The organism is Symplocastrum torsivum, from assembly GCF_059505465.1.
Genome location: NZ_JCACKQ010000113.1, coordinates 152197 through 167859, shown reverse-complemented (window position 1 = coordinate 167859; position 15663 = coordinate 152197). Strand labels below are relative to the sequence as shown.

9 protein-coding genes are annotated in these 15663 nt (G+C 47.8%); 2 read left to right on the top strand and 7 right to left on the bottom strand.

Annotation, left to right across the window (positions count from 1 at the left end; translation table 11 throughout):
- Positions 1-10: 10 nt before the first annotated feature.
- The 6 genes from fusA to AC5JL3_RS27085 form a co-directional block, all read right to left on the bottom strand.
- Entirely contained in the window at positions 11-2086 is a 2076-nt protein-coding gene (gene fusA / locus AC5JL3_RS27110; protein WP_192222673.1) for an elongation factor G, read from the bottom strand.
- 133 nt (positions 2087-2219) lie between these two features.
- Complete coding sequence (rpsG, locus tag AC5JL3_RS27105; RefSeq protein ID WP_496077423.1) at positions 2220-2690, bottom strand: 30S ribosomal protein S7; 471 nt, start codon at positions 2688-2690, stop codon at positions 2220-2222.
- Positions 2691-2973: 283 nt separating this feature from the next.
- The gene (gene rpsL, locus AC5JL3_RS27100; RefSeq protein WP_192222671.1) at positions 2974-3351 is read right to left on the bottom strand and encodes a 30S ribosomal protein S12; all 378 of its coding nucleotides are present in this window, start codon (positions 3349-3351) and stop codon (positions 2974-2976) included.
- A gap of 122 nt (positions 3352-3473) precedes the next feature.
- Entirely contained in the window at positions 3474-3803 is a 330-nt protein-coding gene (locus AC5JL3_RS27095) for a HesB/IscA family protein (protein ID WP_496077422.1), read from the bottom strand.
- A 174-nt stretch (positions 3804-3977) separates the two neighbouring features.
- On the bottom strand, positions 3978-4406 hold the full coding sequence (locus AC5JL3_RS27090) for a phosphomannose isomerase type II C-terminal cupin domain (protein WP_192222669.1): 429 nt from the start codon (positions 4404-4406) through the stop codon (positions 3978-3980).
- Between the two features lie 540 nt (positions 4407-4946).
- Positions 4947-7184 carry a phosphodiester glycosidase family protein gene (locus AC5JL3_RS27085; protein ID WP_496077421.1) on the bottom strand — a complete coding sequence of 746 codons (2238 nt, stop codon included), beginning with the start codon at positions 7182-7184 and terminating at the stop codon, positions 4947-4949.
- An 883-nt stretch (positions 7185-8067) separates the two neighbouring features.
- Between AC5JL3_RS27085 and AC5JL3_RS27080 the strand changes: the two genes are divergently transcribed.
- Positions 8068-12819, top strand: coding sequence for a glutamate synthase-related protein (locus tag AC5JL3_RS27080; protein WP_496077490.1), 4752 nt, complete (start codon positions 8068-8070; stop codon positions 12817-12819).
- 56 nt (positions 12820-12875) lie between these two features.
- Here the strand turns inward: AC5JL3_RS27080 and AC5JL3_RS27075 are convergent, their stop codons facing one another.
- Entirely contained in the window at positions 12876-13832 is a 957-nt protein-coding gene (locus AC5JL3_RS27075; protein WP_496077420.1) for a polysaccharide deacetylase family protein, read from the bottom strand.
- A 363-nt stretch (positions 13833-14195) separates the two neighbouring features.
- Between AC5JL3_RS27075 and AC5JL3_RS27070 the strand changes: the two genes are divergently transcribed.
- Positions 14196-15632 (top strand): cryptochrome/photolyase family protein, encoded by a 1437-nt coding sequence (locus AC5JL3_RS27070; protein ID WP_496077419.1) that lies wholly within the window; start codon positions 14196-14198, stop codon positions 15630-15632.
- Positions 15633-15663: the final 31 nt, after the last annotated feature.

Genomic DNA, 15663 nt, shown 5'->3' with positions numbered 1-15663 from the left:
CCTTTTCTACTTATGCGTTCCCTTTGCTCTTAGCGATGATGGCTTCAGCCACGTTGCGAGGCACCTCATCGTATTGGCTAAACTCCATCGAGAAGATACCGCGACCTTGGGTCTTAGAGCGGATATCCGTAGCATAACCAAACATCTCTGCTAGTGGAACCTTGGCAGTGACTTTGGCAATGCCATCGTCAGAACCCATGCCCTCGATTTGACCACGGCGGGAGTTGAGGTCACCCATGACATCTCCAAGGAAGTCTTCAGGCACTTCAACTTCAACTTTCATCATAGGCTCTAACAGTACTGGCGAAGCCTTCATAACGGCATCCTTAATTGCCATTGAACCAGCAATTTTAAATGCCATTTCCGAAGAGTCTACATCGTGGTAAGATCCATCGACTAGAGTAGCTTTCAGATCAATGACAGGATACCCAGCTAGGATACCGGATTCACAAGCTTCTTTCATCCCTTGCTCAGCCGGAGAGATGAATTCTTTGGGTATCGCACCGCCGACAATCTTGGAGACAAATTCAAAACCGCTACCAGTATCTCCTGGTTCCAGTTCAATAACGACGTGACCGTACTGACCTTTACCACCACTTTGGCGGACAAACTTGCCTTCAGTCTTAACAGATTTGCGAACCGTTTCCCGATAGGCAACTTGTGGTGCACCAACATTGGCTTCCACCTTAAATTCACGTAGCATCCGGTCTACCAGAATTTCTAGGTGTAATTCACCCATTCCGGCAATTACGGTCTGGTTAGTTTCTGGGTCAACACTGACACGGAATGTTGGGTCTTCTTCCGATAGGGATTGAAGCGCTTTAGAGAGCTTCTCCATATCCTGCTTCGTTTTCGGTTCCACTGCCACAGAGATGACAGGTTCTGGAATATACAGAGACTCCAGAATAACGGGTGAATCCTCTTCACAAATTGTATCGCCTGTGAAGGTATTCTTCAGTCCAACTGCTGCTCCCAAATCGCCAGCCCGGAGTTCATCCACCTCAATTCGATCGTTCGCTTTCAAGACAATCAAGCGAGAAATACGTTCTTTCTGATCTTTGGTGGAATTAAGAATGTAGCTACCCTTTTTCAGCACTCCGGAGTAAACCCGTAGGAAGGTTAAACGACCATAGGGGTCTGCCATAATCTTGAATGCTAGGGCTGCCATCGGGGCTTCATCATCCGCTGCTCTTTCAGCAACTGTGCCATTTGGCAGTGTTCCTTGAATTGCAGGAACATCAATTGGAGCTGGTAAGTAATCAATTACGGCATCCAAAAGCAGCTGAACACCTTTGTTTTTGAAGGCGGATCCACAAAGGACAGGGACAATTGTTCCGGCGATAGTTCCTTTGCGAAGTGCCTTGCGAATTTCCTCTTCAGTGAGTTCTTCACCTTCTAGGTACTTCTCAATTAGTGCCTCATCAGTTTCAGCAACTGACTCGATCAACTTAGCGCGATACTCTTGAGCTTGCTGTTTGACTTCTTCAGGAATTTCAGTATCTTCAATATCCGTTCCGAGGTCATTGTTGTAGATTTTGGCTCGCATTCGCACCAAGTCTACAATTCCCCGTAGATCGTTTTCACTACCAATGGGGATTTGGATGGCGACTGCATTAGTTCTAAAGCGATCGCGTAGTTGATCATATACCTTAAAGAAATTTGCACCAGTCCGATCCATCTTGTTGATGAAGGCGATGCGTGGCACCTTGTAACGGTCTGCTTGCCGCCATACAGTCTCAGATTGAGGTTGGACACCACCAACTGAGCAGAAAACCGCGATTACACCATCCAATACTCGCATCGAACGCTCAACTTCAATTGTGAAGTCAACGTGACCCGGTGTATCAATAATGTTGATCTTGTGGTCTTGCCAACTCGTGGTGATGGCTGCGGCAGTTATGGTGATTCCCCTCTCCCGCTCTTGTTCCATCCAATCTGTTACGGCTGTTCCTTCATGAACCTCACCGATTTTATGAACCATTCCTGAGTAAAACAGGATTCGTTCGGTTGTTGTTGTCTTGCCCGCATCAATGTGGGCTGCAATCCCGATATTGCGTACTCTCTCAAGGGGGATGGTACGTGCCACAGCTACCTCCTTCGTCTGGTGCCAACCGTCTTTACACGTTGCTATCTATTTACAATTGTATACTTTCTTTAAATCTTTCGGCATGAGTAAACATGGGTCTACTAAAGACCCGCTCAAGCCTCAGAAGCAGTAATTAGTATCGATAGTGCGCGAAAGCTTTGTTTGCGTCTGCCATCCGATGGGTTTCTTCCCGCTTACGAATCGCATTTCCTGTGTCGTTAGCGGCATCCATTAGCTCATTTGCCAATTTACTTGCCATTGAACGACCAGGACGTTGCCGAGAAAACCGGATCAGCCAGCGCAGTGCCAAAGTTGTTCCTCGATCAGAGCGAACTTCCATTGGTACCTGATAGGTTGCACCTCCAACACGACGAGCTTTCACTTCAACGAGCGGTGTCACGTTCCGCACTGCTTTCTCGAAGGTTTCTAGAGGATCGCCACCTGTACGTTCTTCTATGGTTTTCATCGCATCGTAGATAATGCTATTGGCAATAGATTTCTTGCCATGACGCATAATTCGCCGTACCATCATGCTGATCAAGCGGCTGTTGTAGACCGGATCTGGAGGAACGGGGCGCTTTTTAATAACTGTGCGACGAGACATACTAAGCCTTAAATTAAAGAGACAATAGTGACAACAATTGAGGAATTTGCCCTTCGACAGACCTCCACGCTTAATGTAATGGGCTGAAGTCGCCTTAGGCTAGGTCAGAGAGAGTTGTATGTCCTGGTGAATCTACGGACATTACTTTCTCAGATTACAAGAGTTGCGCTTGATTTCAGCACAACTCTTGGGAAAAAATGAACCATTGTTACTCAGCATAGCCGAAACCCTGATCACATCGATAGGATACTAGGCAAACGGTCAAGCTGATGCTGGAAGAGCTTTAAGCTTGTTTAGGACGCTTTGTGCCGTATTTGGAACGCCCTTGCTTGCGATCTTTCACTCCAGCCGTGTCCAGGGTTCCCCGGATAATATGGTAGCGAACACCAGGCAGGTCTTTAACACGACCCCCTCTAATCATCACAACTGAGTGTTCTTGAAGGTTGTGACCAATACCTGGAATGTAAGCCGTCACTTCAAAGCCAGAAGTCAAACGGACTCTTGCCACTTTCCGTAGAGCGGAGTTTGGTTTTTTGGGTGTGGTTGTATAGACTCTTGTGCAGACACCACGGCGCTGCGGACATTGTTTCAGCGCAGGCGATTTTGTTTTCTTTTTAGCTTTCGCTCGCTCGTCACGAATGAGCTGCTGGATAGTGGGCATGAGTTACGGAGTGTATAGCTCCCTTGAAAGTTCTAATTATTCACAAATTCTAAATATATCGACATTCTAGTGCCAATGTCAATTTATTGGGGAAACAGCAAACTCAGGGGTGTATCAGCGACTCAAGTACTGACACGAAAGGAATTGCCACAACCACAGCTTTCTAGCGCGTTTGGGTTATGAAAACGAAATCCTCCTCCCATCAGGTCTTCTGAATAATCCAATGTTAAACCAGTAATGTATTGTAGACTGTCTGCATCTACCGTTACCGAGATGCCGTCACAGTCAAAGACGCGATCGCTAGAATTCGCTAGTTTATCAAAATCGATGGTGTAGTAGAGACCAGCACACCCACCACGTTGAACGCCCAATCGTAATATGGCTTCTGGATTGTGACGCCTTGCCTGTAAGCGTCTAATTTCAGCAAGAGCAGCTTTACTAATATTAATCATTAGCTGAGTACACAACTAGTACAGCTAGCTAATGCTACAGCACTCGCAAGCTATATTTGCCTACTGGCTGATTCAATTGACGGTTGAGTACTAAGTGATGTTTGCGTTCTAGTTAACTGTCAACCGTCAACCACAAGGAAGCCTTCAGATAAGCAAGGTTTGATGTACAGCCGCTTACTTACCTTCCGGCTTGCTGCGAGCATAGTCATCTTCAAACCGAACAATGTCATCTTCTCCAAGATATTCCCCGTTCTGAACTTCAATCAAGATCAGGGGAATGACACCTGGGTTTTCTAAGCGATGAGTATGTCCCTGAGGAACATAAGTGGACTGGTTACTATGAACGACTACTTCCTTATCACCACAAGTCACTTTAGCCGTACCGCAGACGACAATCCAGTGTTCACTCCGATGGTAGTGCATCTGCAAGCTGAGGCGGTGACCCGGCTTAACTTCAATCCGCTTGATTTTGTAGCCTCGCCCTTCTTCCAGAACAGTAAATGATCCCCAAGGGCGCAGTTCTGTAGCCGCGACGCTATCGGCAGATAAAGAGGCAGGAAGGGAAAGTGCTGGAACTTGAGAAACTTCTTGGGACTGAACCATGTTAGTTTTTTCTCCTGAGAACGGCTACACAATTGAAGGAAAGTTTTTTACTAGAAACTGGTGTTTGACAGATAAGAGACAAACCAATAATCCAACCACAACTAAACATAGCAAATGAACCCTGGTTCTTGTCACCAGTAAACGGTTCAAGTGAGTCAATTACAAGAAGTCTTTACATTATGCAGGGTATGAAGATTTTACTTTAAGCAAACTTCAAAAACATCAGTTATTGCGTTACTAAAATTACAAAACTTCCGATTGCATTACGGGAGAAGACGTTTACAGCTTCATCTAGAAAAAGATAAGTAGAATCACTGATGTTTCTTCCTGTAAGTTGTGGCATTAGATCGCCGACTTAGTAATCGGGGAAATTTAAGTAAAGAGCAGGGGAAGCTTGAAAAAACACATTCGCCCTTCCCCTGCTCTTTACTAGCTAGACCCTAGGCACTACACACATAACGAAAGAATGAAAATTCCTCTTTTCCACTTCTACTCCCTACTATTATTTTCTAGATAGAGAGTAGCTAGTGAACTCAACCTCTAGGGAGAAGGCGCTCGGAAAATACCAAGACCATTATGAACACGAGCAACTGTGGAGGGAGAGCGGTCTAAGAGTTGACCTCCTAAATAAAGTCCAGTTGAGCTGCCACCATCGAAATTAAGAGCATTAGCTGCCCCTAAAAGCTGCATTAACTGAGCTGTTTCGGCTAAGGTTGGACCCAGCCCACCACTACGATTATGGATAGCAGCAATTATGAGTGTGCCTGCTGCCGTGGTGCCGATACAGGAGCGAATGGCTGATTGTTGGATAAAAGCGTCACTAAATTGTTCAGCTTTGGCGTTCAGAACAATTTGTCGATTTTGTACCAGAAGGGGGCCAGCACCCAGAATGTGGGGATAAGAGCCAAAGTCACCGGGTGTAGTAAGGCTTTCTAAGCTGACTTGTGTGCCAACACTAAGAGAAGCACTAGCGGGACTACTGCCGCGTAGAGTTAGTAGGTAGCCATCAAGAGGAATCGGGAAGGATTGCTGCCCTGCTATACCTCCAGGCAGTTGACTAATTACTTGGTCATTCTGGACAACAAACAGTACTTCATTATCAATGAGTGGGGTGTAGGTTGGACCCCACTCCGGCGTATAACGGGCAAAACCTGTCTGAACGTAGCCAGTGTTAAGAAAAAGTATTGGTAGACGACTTCCTGCTGAGGTAACTAAAGTTTCTTGAAGCGTCAGACGACCAAATTTGAATTGACCACTGTCGTTCCAGGCGATCGCACCACGATTGAGAATTGGACCGGAAAACCAACGTTCATCACGGCGAACTGCGCCTAAGGGTAATTGGTTATTGCGATTGAAAAAACCAGCATTAATCGCGGCAAATGCTTGCCACATCTGAGCCGTTTGGATCAGAGGCGCGGTTCCTACTTGGGTTGCGGGGTTGCTCCATATTGGTCTGAAACTCGCACCTGATGTTCGGGGGTCAACTTCCAACCAGACCAATGGGAAGCGAGAATTTTTGAGAGTTACATATTTTTGATGCCAGCGAATTCCCGGTGCCCAGGAAATCTCTTTTTCTACCAAAGCATCGGGGCGAAGATCAATGACTAAACGATTTGGGTTCGGTAAGGAGTAGACTTGCAGGCGCTTACCCGTTGGGATATCAACGCGAAGTATCGTTTGCTTTTGACCCTGTTCGACACGGATAACGGCATTCTCACCGTCTGCCCCAACTGAAACAGGGGCGGCATCCTCCGCATCTTGCCTCTCTGGAGGTGGTGGGGCATTGAATTGCTCTACCAACGACGGGCTAGCTGACGCTTCCAAGGTGATTACACCTGCGGTACGCTGGTCACTGACTTGCCAGGGAATTGGACGGTCTAAATCAACAACAATACGCGACCCCCAAGGCTGACGTGCCTGCCGAATCTCCTTAACCCTTGCAGGAGTTGAAGAGATGCGTAAGCGATCGCCTGAAGCTACTGCTGCACCCTCAACTTGCAACTGCCAACCAGCCACTTTAGCCAAGTCCGTAATATCCAGGTAGCGATAGGAACCCATCAACTGGCTAGCAAGAACAAGCGGTGTACTCTGTGGAGAAGAAAACCACTGCACTGGCTGTCGGGTTACATCCTTTGTACTCAGCAACTCTACGCCTAAGCTTTGCATCAGACCGATGTCACTGATGCCAAAGCGAACTGACGTTCCGACTTGCCACTGCTGCCAAGCTACATTGAACGTCCGACCATTTAAGGAGATTTGCGTACCCTGCCTAATGACCTGAGGTGATGCCTGTGCCAAAAACTCGGCTCGACGCGGTGCGATCGCATTATCATCAAGCACTTGGCTTTGGGTAAGTAGCGCCTTGGTTAGAGAAGATGGGGTTGAGGCGGGTGACAAAAACTCTGCCCGTTTTGGAGCCAAAGGCTTCTCTACTACAGGTGCTAGCTGACTCAGTATCACTTCACTGCTGTATGAAAGCAGTGGCTTGGGCTTGGTGTGTCCGACTCGCGTACTTGCCCACCCAAAGGATGAACCGCACAGTGTCAGGAATAAAATGATCGCTGTACGTTTGGACAACATTACCCAAGACATAGAATTAGCACGTTGCCGCCGTGCTGCTCTTCGACTTCTACGGCATCGCACCGCAATGGGAACTGATTTTCCACTTTCATGCCTATTAGCGTTAGAACTAGCAGTACTGTTTGGAGACAAGCGGGTCGTTGTGTAGGGCTGTACGTGATCGCCGATCCGCTTGGGTGGCTTTGCTCTTTTGATCATCTAGCTGTCTCTTTGACCAAGATTCTGGTCTGTAGAAGTCAATAAATTAAGCCTTGGGCAGCATATCAAGAAATAATGACTTTACAACGTCCGCCTTCTCTGTTAGAGCTTCATAATAAGAAGTAAAACTACTCACGCAGTCCAAACTTCATTTGCCCAACTGGGAAATCTGAGAATATAGGAGGACATGGTAGGTGCTTGCTGTCCTAACCAAGGCAGTAAAACCTATCTAGTGCAGCACGGCGGAAATAACTATCCAGTTAAAAAGCTTGCACAGTAAGCTTTCTTTCATAAAAGCCTTCTGCCTCCTAATCTTCTGGCTTCTTGCACTAGGCTTACAGCACAGAGCTTGCCAGCGGCACGGACTTGCCAAGAAAACTGTTTATTAAGCTTGGCTCAAGTACTAAGCCTGAACTACAGTAATTTCCATTATTTTCTGTAGTAAAAGTTACAGTAGCGAAACTTAGAAAGCGGGGATTGCTAGCGTAGAGCATTTCCTATAATATTGCTACTCTGTCAATCTGGCAGGAAACCAGCGTTGGAATTGGGGTTTTAAGAGTTTCTTCTTTTCCCCAACTCTACTTGCCACTCTCGCTACCAGCTCGGTGAGTTACGTTCATTAGACAATCTAAAGCACTCAAGCCTTTCCACTCATAAGCTTGTGAGTCAAATTTCATCCCTTGTTTAATCAGGATGTAGCTTTGGTGTCAGCTACTGTCCTGTAGTTCATTCGATACTCTAGCCTAAGTGTGTTTATCTAGACCCCTGTGTAACGTAAATTGTTTCTAAAATTTTCACTTTGTAGAAGTGCCGTATGAATCTGTTGCTGCGCTAGCAGCGATCAATCCGTAAATTTGTATCCGTAAAAACCGTGAATCATTCGATGGACAACAGGAGCATCAAACAGAACCAACACGTTCAGCCGTGGAATCAGGGCAACCAGACTTTTCCCGGTCAACGCTGGTTGGTAGAAGAACGGGATGCGTGTGGCGTTGGCTTCATCGCGTCTCAATCAGGTACAGGGACACATGAACTTGTTGAGCAGGCATTGTCGGCATTAGGGTGTTTAGAACACCGAGGTGGTTGTAGCGCTGATCAAGATTCTGGAGATGGTGCAGGTTTAATGACCGCTATCCCTTGGGAACTGTTCAAACCCTGGTTTATCGAGCAAGGAATTGATATGCCAGCCACCGACCAACTTGGTGTCGGTATGGTGTTTCTGCCTCAAGATGCGGCTTTGGTCAACCAAGCACGTCAAACAGTTGAGGATGTATTAGGACAAAACGATCTGAGAGTGCTGGGCTGGCGGGTAGTGCCTGTAAAAGAATCAGTCCTCGGCATCCAAGCACGAGAAAACCAGCCCCAAATTGAGCAAGTATTCGTGAGTTCCCAAAACTTGCGGGGGGATGAGCTAGAGCGTGCTTTATACAAAGCTAGGCGTCGAGTTCACAAAACATTAGAGGCACAAGGCACAGCTCAATGGTCTGAGGATTTCTATATTTGCTCATTCTCCAATCGCACGATTGTCTACAAAGGCATGGTGCGCTCAACCGTCTTGGGAGACTTCTATACAGATCTAAAGAATCCAGACTATCAAAGTGCCTTTGCCGTTTATCATCGGCGCTTTAGCACCAACACGATGCCAAAGTGGCCACTCGCGCAGCCAATGCGCCTGTTGGGACACAACGGCGAAATTAACACGCTGTTGGGTAATATCAACTGGATGATGGCGCGTGAAGCTGACTTAACTCATCCTCTGTGGGGAGTTAGGACTCAGGAGTCAGAAATCAGGACTCAAGAGGCAGCACTCAGTATGCCTTCAGATAGCGGAGCGGTAGAGAGTAGGCGTGAGTCAGCATCAAATACAGAATTGGATGACCTGAAGCCGATTGTCAATCCCGATAATAGTGATTCAGCGACGCTAGACAACGTGCTGGAGTTACTCGTACACTCCGGTCGCAGCCCGCTAGAAGCGTTGATGATTATGGTGCCAGAGGCATACCTCAATCAGCCGGATTTGGAAAAACACCCAGAAATTGTTGACTTTTACGAGTACTACAGTGGGATTCAGGAACCGTGGGATGGTCCTGCTCTGTTGGTATTTAGTGATGGTAAGACTGTGGGAGCCACGCTTGACCGTAATGGGCTACGACCGGCTCGTTACAGCATTACCAAGGATGGCTATGTTGTCGTTTCCTCAGAAGCAGGGGTCGTAGACTTACCCGAAGCAGAAATTGTCGAGAAGGGTCGATTGGGACCAGGGCAGATGATTGCCGTGGACTTAGAAACCCATGAGGTTCTGAAAAACTGGGAAATCAAGCAACGGGTGGCTACCCAAGAGCCATATGGTCAGTGGCTACAGCAGCATCGAGTCGAGCTGAAGCCTCAACCCTTTGAATCAGCTCCTAAGCTAGAGACATCCGTGTTACTGCGCCAGCAGATTGCCTTTGGCTACACGGCGGAGGATGTCGAGATGATCATCCAGCCGATGACTACTCAAGGCAAGGAACCCACGTTCTGCATGGGAGATGACGTTCCCTTAGCTGTACTGTCGGATAAGCCGCGTTTGCTCTATGACTATTTCAAGCAGCGCTTTGCTCAGGTGACGAACCCACCGATTGACCCGTTGCGGGAAAGTTTGGTGATGTCGTTGAGTATGCAGCTAGGTGAGCGAGGGAATCTCTTAGATGCTCGTGCTGAGTATGCTCGACTGTTGAAGCTGGAGACACCAGTCCTCAATGAGGCAGAGTTGGAAGCGGTCAAAACCTCAGGGTTTGAAACGGCTGAGCTATCAACCTTGTTTGAAATTCCAGCGGGTCCAAGCGGGTTAGAGGCGGCTGTGTGTCAGCTATGCGAGCAAGCTGCTGAGGTTGTGCGTGCTGGGAAGAAGATTCTGATTTTAAGTGACAGAACGGGTGGCGGTCTCAGCGAGAACTACAGCTACATTCCACCACTTTTGGCAGTGGGTGCAGTACACCATCATCTCATCCGCCAAGGACTGCGGATGAAAGCGTCACTGATTGTTGATACGGCTCAGTGTTGGGATACTCATCACTTTGGCTGCTTAATTGGCTATGGTGCATCTGCAGTTTGTCCTTACTTAGCTTTGGAATCTGTACGTCAGTGGATCTCTAATCCCAAGACTCAGAAACTAATGGAAGGAGGCAAGATTGAGACTGTCTCGTTAGAAGAGGCTCAGAAAAACTACCGTAAGGCGGTGGAAGGGGGTCTGTTGAAAATCCTCTCAAAAATGGGGATTTCTCTACTAACCTCTTACCAGGCGGCTCAGATATTCGAGGCACTTGGTATTGGTACGGATTTGTTGAACCTTGCTTTTGCCGGAACAACATCGCGGTTGGGTGGTTTGAGCATTGCGGATTTGGCGCGGGAAGTTATTTCGTTCCACCATCGGGCATTCCCGGAATTAACTAGCAAGAAGCTGGAGAACTACGGTTTTATCAATGCCAAGCCCAGGGGCGAGTACCACATGAACAGCCCTGAATCGTCTAAGGCGCTGCACAAGGCAGTCGCAGATGGGAAGAACTACGACCACTACAAGCTCTATACGCAGCTATTCGAGCAGCGTCCACCGACAGCACTTCGGGATTTGTTGGACTTCAAGAGCGATCGCACTTCTATCCCCATTGAAGAAGTACAATCAGCGGCGGAAATCGTCCATCGGTTCTGTACGGGTGCGATGTCCCTTGGTTCACTCTCACGAGAAGCCCATGAGACTTTAGCGATCGCCATGAATCGGATTGGGGGTAAATCCAACTCCGGTGAAGGTGGCGAAGACCCCGTGCGGTTCAAAGTCCTTGATGATGTCGATGAAACAGGACATTCGCAACTGTTCCCCCACCTCAAGGGCTTGAGAAATGGCGATACAGTCAGTTCTGCGATTAAGCAGGTTGCCTCAGGTCGCTTTGGTGTAACGCCAGAGTACTTGATGAACGCCAAGCAGCTTGAAATCAAAATGGCTCAGGGTGCTAAACCTGGAGAAGGAGGTCAGCTACCCGGGACGAAGGTTAGCCCCTATATTGCGATGCTACGGCGATCTAAGGCAGGAGTGCCGCTAATTTCTCCCCCACCTCACCACGATATTTATTCGATTGAGGACTTGGCGCAGTTGATCTTTGACCTGCACCAGATTAATCCTGAAGCCAGAGTATCTGTGAAGCTGGTAGCGGAAATTGGCATTGGGACTATTGCGGCTGGGGTTGCTAAGGCGAATGCTGATGTCATCCAGATTTCTGGTCATGATGGCGGTACGGGTGCATCTCCCCTTAGCTCAATCAAGCACGCCGGTTCACCTTGGGAATTAGGGCTAACAGAAGTACATCGGGTGCTATTGGAAAATCAGCTACGCGATCGCGTCTTGCTCCGCGCTGATGGTGGTCTCAAAACAGGCTGGGATGTCATGATGGCGGCGCTGATGGGCGCAGAAGAATATGGCTTTGGTTCTGTCGCGATGATTGCTGAAGGCTGTATCATGGCGCGGATTTGCCACACGAATAACTGCCCAGTCGGTGTTGCCACTCAGCGAGAAGAACTGCGTAAGCGCTTTACAGGTATTCCAGAGCATGTAGTCAACTTCTTCTTCTTCGTAGCCGAGGAAGTGCGATCGCTTTTGGCACGACTAGGCTATCGGTCACTAGAAGAAATCATTGGTCGCGCTGACCTGTTGAAAGTTCGGGAAGGTGTTAATCTAACCAAGACAGCGGCTTTAAATCTGGATTGTCTGATTAATTTGCCGGACACCAGAAGCGATCGCAGTTGGCTGAAGCATGAACCTGTCCATAGTAATGGTCCAGTTCTGGATGATCAGCTACTCACAGATAGCGCCATCCAGGACGCGATTAGCAACCAAGGCACTGTAACTCAGGATGTCGGCATCATAAACACCGACAGAACTGTAGGAACTCGCATTGCGGGTGCGATCGCCAAAAAGTACGGAGATACCGGATTCGGAGGGCAAATTACCCTCAACTTCAAAGGGGCTGCTGGTCAAAGCTTTGGTGCCTTCAACCTCCCTGGAATGACACTCATCTTAGAAGGTGAAGCCAACGACTACGTTGGTAAGGGAATGCACGGGGGCGAGATTATCATCAAGCCGCCAGCAGAAGTGACTTATGACCCTGCCAAAAACGTGATTGTAGGCAATACCTGCCTCTACGGGGCGACTGGCGGCACTTTGTTTGCCAACGGGGGCGCAGGTGAGCGGTTTGGTGTTCGTAACTCGAAAGGTCAGGCAGTAATTGAGGGAGCAGGTGACCACTGTTGTGAATACATGACGGGTGGTGTAATCGTTGTCTTAGGCAATGTCGGTCGTAATGTCGGTGCTGGGATGACCGGGGGTCTAGCCTACTTCTTGGATAAAGATGGGAGTTTCCCTGCAAAAGTCAACCCGGAAATTGTTAAAATTCAACGGGTTACTAGCTCTGTTGGTGAGCTACAGCTCAAGGACTTAATCCAAGCCCACGCTGAACGTACTGGCAGCCCCAGAGCTAAGACTATTTTGGCTTACTGGTCGGAATACCTGCCGCAGTTCTGGCAAGTTGTACCGCCTTCGGAAGCTGATACCCCAGAAGCTAACGCTGACGCTGTGGCAGAAAGAGAGTTAACTCCAGTTCAGTAATTGGTTGTTAGTTGTTGGTTATTGGTACTTTTTAACAAATAACTAACAACAAAAAACTAAAAACTAACCCCCTTTTCTAGAAGTTCTGGCACGGTTACAAAGGTGTAGCCGTGCTTTTTTAGTTGCGTAATTAATTGCGGTAAAGCCTCAATTGTCTCTGAGCGATCGCCTCCTCCATCGTGCAGCAAGACAATTCCCCCAGAGTTGGCTTCCTTGAGCGAATTGTCAACTAGTGCTTGCTTGGTAGTACGTCCAGAACGCCAGTCTTTTGAATCTACAGACCACATCACGACAGCATATTTCTTCTGGTGAGCAGAAGCCACTAATCCATTATTCAAAATGCCAGCAGGCGGTCTGAAAAGAGATGTCTTGACACCCGTTAGTTTATGAACCAAAGCGGCTGTTTTATCGAGTTCGTGAGCGGCGGCTGACGGGCTGTAATGATGATACTGATGACTCCAGCTATGGTTGCCAATCGCATGACCTTCTGCTACAGTCTGCTTTACTAGATGTGGATGCTTTTCTACCTGCTTTCCTACCACAAAAAAGGTAGCTTTGACGTTTTGTTTTTTGAGAATATCTAAAACTTTTGAGGTCATTTGGGGCCAAGGACCATCGTCAAACGTTAGTGCGATTAGCTTGGGTGGTGCGATCGCTTTTGTCTGCCTGACTTGGGTATTGGAATTGTCTTTACCCTTCAGCTTGACCTCACGAATCGTTTTTCCTTGAAATTGGACAGGGATAGCAGCGTTGAGACGTTTTACTTTTTCTTCTTGTGCTAGTTTAGCGATCGCTTTTTGATGTGCCGCATCTTGCTGCACTTTTATAGCTTTAGCCTTTGAGGTTTCTAGCCCTGCTTTGTCTTGCTGCATCCCCGTGCTGACTGGTAATACAGTCTTCTGATTCGTCGAGTGATCGACTCTCCAACCAAAGCCAGCTACAAAACCAAGTACAGCTAAAACTAAGGCAATCGATAAGCTTCGTTGCCAAGCAAACAGGTGACGGTTTGCCACGGATTATGTCTCCTTCACTCCTCCAAACACCAAGACGGCAGGTCATAGCTTGTGCAAGCCGTCAACTTTTCGATCAGCCGTGGTCACCCTGACAGAATTAAGAAGTACAAACCTAGCCTCAAATCCTGGCTTTGACCACTGCTACTCAAGAGCTAAAGGCAGACCTTTTCTAGAGTGCAGACTTTGTTTCACTGCGGCTAAATATGACAGTGAAACTGCGCTACAGCTAATGACGCTGTTGCAAGTTACAGCAAAGGCAAGAGGGTATCCGGGACAAATCCTCAGCTTTTTCAATGGGTAGCGAGAAAATATCGGTAAGCTCTAAGCTGGCAAAAGAAGCTAATTAACTGAAGCATTGATTGCATGTCTGACTTAATTCTGTTTTGGCATCGGCGCGATTTACGTTTATCAGACAATATTGGACTTGCTGCGGCCCGACGACAAACTAAAAAAGTGGTGGGAGTTTTCTGTCTCGACCCGGATATTCTGGAACGGGATGATGTTGCCCTAGCAAGAGTAACTTACATGATTGGCAGCTTGCAGTCACTTAAAGAACGCTACAGCAAAGCGGGTAGCCAATTGTTGATTCTTCGAGCAAAACCGACTCAAGCGATCCCAGCTTTAGCAACAGCTCTCAATGCTAAGGCTGTTTTCTGGAATTGGGATGTTGAGCCTTATGCCAAAGAACGCGATCGCACTGTCATGATTGCCCTAAAAGAAAAGGGCATTCAGGTACATAACAATTGGGATCAGCTATTACACCCACCAGAAGACATTCGGACTGGTTCAAACCAGCCATACACAGTTTACACACCCTTTTGGCGCAACTGGAGTAGCAAACCAAAAGCACAGCCTGTAGAAACCCTCACCGATGTAGAAGGACTAACCCAACAAGAAAAGGAGACAGCACAACAAGCTGGAACTCTTGAGCTACCAACAGCGAAAGAGTTGGGTTTTGCTTGGGATACTGAACTGGTGACAGCACCAGGCGAAACAGCCGCTCAGGAAAAACTAGAGGAATTTTGTCGTCAGTCCATTACTGAGTACAAAGAACAGCGCAACTTTCCTGGTGTTCACGGTACATCCCAACTTAGTGCCGCGTTAAAATTCGGTGTCATTGGCGTTCGTACAGTTTGGGCAGCCACTCTAACGGCTTTAGAAGCTAGCCGTAGTGATGAAACCGAAGCCAGTATCAAGGCATGGCAACAGGAACTCGCATGGCGGGAGTTCTATCAACATGCGATGTATAACTTCCCAGAACTAGCAGAAGGAGCCTTCCGCAAAACCCTGAAAAACTTCCCCTACGACAATAACCCAGAGTACTTCCAAGCTTGGTGTGAAGGGAGAACTGGATATCCCATTGTGGACGCAGCGATGCGGCAGATGAAGACAATCGGCTGGATGCACAATCGTTGTCGGATGATTGTGGCTAGCTTCCTCACCAAAGACCTCTTGATTGACCCACGCTTGGGAGAAAAATACTTCATGCAGAACTTGTATGATGGCGACCTCTCAGCCAACAACGGCGGCTGGCAGTGGAGTGCTTCCAGTGGTATGGACCCTAAACCTGTACGAATTTTTAACCCAGCTAGTCAAGCCAAGAAATTTGACCCAGAAGGTGAATACATTCGAGAATGGCTCCCAGAATTGCGCTCTGTGGATACAGAATACTTGCTCAGTGGAGATATACCACCCATGGAGCGCTACGCTCTTGATTATCCAGCCCCGATTGTGGATCACAACAAACAACAGCGCCAGTTTAAGGAGCGCTATCAGCAGCAAAAAGCCCTGAGTAATTAGAGCAGAAAGCCGTCAGCTATCAGCTATCAGC

Coding starts and splice junctions, on each gene's coding strand:
- rpsG (WP_496077423.1), bottom strand. CDS start 2,690: ATGTCTCGTCGCACAGTTATTAAAAAGCGCCCCGTTCCTCCAGATCCG.
- rpsL (WP_192222671.1), bottom strand. CDS start 3,351: ATGCCCACTATCCAGCAGCTCATTCGTGACGAGCGAGCGAAAGCTAAA.
- AC5JL3_RS27095 (WP_496077422.1), bottom strand. CDS start 3,803: ATGATTAATATTAGTAAAGCTGCTCTTGCTGAAATTAGACGCTTACAG.
- AC5JL3_RS27090 (WP_192222669.1), bottom strand. CDS start 4,406: ATGGTTCAGTCCCAAGAAGTTTCTCAAGTTCCAGCACTTTCCCTTCCT.
- AC5JL3_RS27085 (WP_496077421.1), bottom strand. CDS start 7,184: ATGATCAAAAGAGCAAAGCCACCCAAGCGGATCGGCGATCACGTACAG.
- AC5JL3_RS27080 (WP_496077490.1), top strand. CDS start 8,068: ATGGACAACAGGAGCATCAAACAGAACCAACACGTTCAGCCGTGGAAT.
- AC5JL3_RS27070 (WP_496077419.1), top strand. CDS start 14,196: ATGTCTGACTTAATTCTGTTTTGGCATCGGCGCGATTTACGTTTATCA.